The sequence below is a fragment of the Aeromonas sp. ASNIH8 genome (genome assembly GCF_002919855.1).
Lineage (GTDB): Bacteria > Pseudomonadota > Gammaproteobacteria > Enterobacterales > Aeromonadaceae > Aeromonas > Aeromonas caviae.
Genome location: NZ_PQLN01000208.1, coordinates 1 through 1,670 on the forward strand (window position 1 = coordinate 1; position 1,670 = coordinate 1,670).

Sequence of the window (1,670 nt, forward strand, 5' to 3'; positions counted from 1 at the left end):
GTTCTGATCTATTACTCTCTTTTGCAGGTAGATCATCATGGCCGCACCCGCTATCTCGATCCGTAACCTCGATCACCTTGGTTTGGTCGCCGCACTCTGCCAGGAACTGGGCATTGCCCGCATGATCGATGCCTTGCTCCCCAAAACCCCGCCTTTCAAGGTCTCACATGGTGAAGCCTTGGTCGCCATGATAGTGAACGGCCTCGGCTTTCACAGCAGCACCCTGCACATGTTCCCGCAATTCTTCGCTAACAAGCCGGTTGAGCGCCTGATTGGCCCCGGGATCTGTGCTGATGACCTCAATGATGATGTGCTCGGTCGCTGTCTCGATGCCCTCTTTGAGGCCGATGTCAGCGCCTTGTATCAGGTGATGGCGGCGCAAGTTGTCGAGCGGCTGGGGCTCAAAAGCACCGCAGTGCACCTCGATATTACCAGCTTCCACGTCGATGGCGCCTATGACTGTGCCGATGGGGATCTGGTCGGTAAGCTGCAACTGGTGCGTGGTTATAGTCGTGATCACCGGCCAGAGCTGAATCAAGTGATCCTTGAGCTCATCTGTGAAAATCAGGCCGGCCTACCTGTCTATATGCAGGCCCTGAGCGGCAATAGTAATGACACCAAAGCCTTTGCCCAGACCGTTCGTCGCCATTTGAGCAGTCTCAAGGCCGCGCAGGAGTGCCGTTATCTGGTCGGCGATGCCGCACTGTACTGCGCCGATACCTTGCAATTACTGGCGCAACAGCAGCAACTATTTGTGACCCGGGTGCCCGTCACTCTCAATGAGGCAAAGCAGGCCGTGGCAACCATAGGTGCACAACCGCTGACCGCTCTGGGCAATGGCTATCATGGCCGTTGGCAACACGCGAATTATGCCGGGGTCGCGCAACGTTGGTTGCTGGTGCGCAGCGAACAAGCCAGCCACCGCGAGCAGCAGACATTGGCCAAAAACCTGCTCAAAGACAGTACCCGCGAGCTCAAAGCCTTCGCCAAATTGTGTGCCCGACGCTTTGCTTGTGAGGCGGATGCCCAAGCTGAGTTGAGCTGTTTTACCGCCAGCTTGATGCTGCTGCAACTGGATGCCGAAGTGGTAGGTGAACCCGTTTATACAGGACGTGGCAGACCCAAGCGTGGCGAAGAGCCAATTGGCCATCAGTTTCAAATCACTGGGTTGGCGGCAACTAGCCTGGCTTGCGTTGAAGAGGCCCGCAACCAGACCGGGGTGTTCATCCTGGCGACCAATGACCACAGCGATACGCTGACCATGGCCGAACTTTTGGCCACCTATAAAGCGCAGCAGAATGTCGAACGGGGCTTTCGTTTTCTCAAGAGCCCGGAGTTTTTAACCTCCTCACTGTACCTGAAAAAGCCGGAGCGGATTGAAGCGTTGCTCATGGTGATGACCTGTAGCCTGATGATTTACGCAGCGTTGGAGCACCGGATCCGGCAGGGATTAGTGGAGCAGAATCGCAGTGTGGCGGATATGAAAAAGAAACCGACCCAGCAGCCGACGGCCCGTTGGATCTTTTTGCGCTTTGGTGGCATCCATGAATATCGACTGGGAGAAGCTCCGCCACAAGTAACGGAGCTAACAGGAGACCAGCAGATCATTTTGGAGGTATTGGGTGAGCGCTATCGGCAAATTTATTCCTAAATCAGGTGCGGAATGTCGG

Annotated in this window: 1 protein-coding gene; it reads left to right on the plus strand. The window is 55.6% G+C overall.

Features of this window, described 5'->3' with window-relative positions; genetic code table 11:
- Positions 1-37: 37 nt before the first annotated feature.
- On the plus strand, positions 38-1,651 hold the full coding sequence (locus C3418_RS23460) for an IS1634-like element ISAs25 family transposase (protein WP_010674210.1): 1,614 nt from the start codon (positions 38-40) through the stop codon (positions 1,649-1,651).
- Positions 1,652-1,670 lie beyond the last annotated feature (19 nt).

Coding starts and splice junctions, on each gene's coding strand:
- C3418_RS23460 (WP_010674210.1), top strand. CDS start 38: ATGGCCGCACCCGCTATCTCGATCCGTAACCTCGATCACCTTGGTTTG.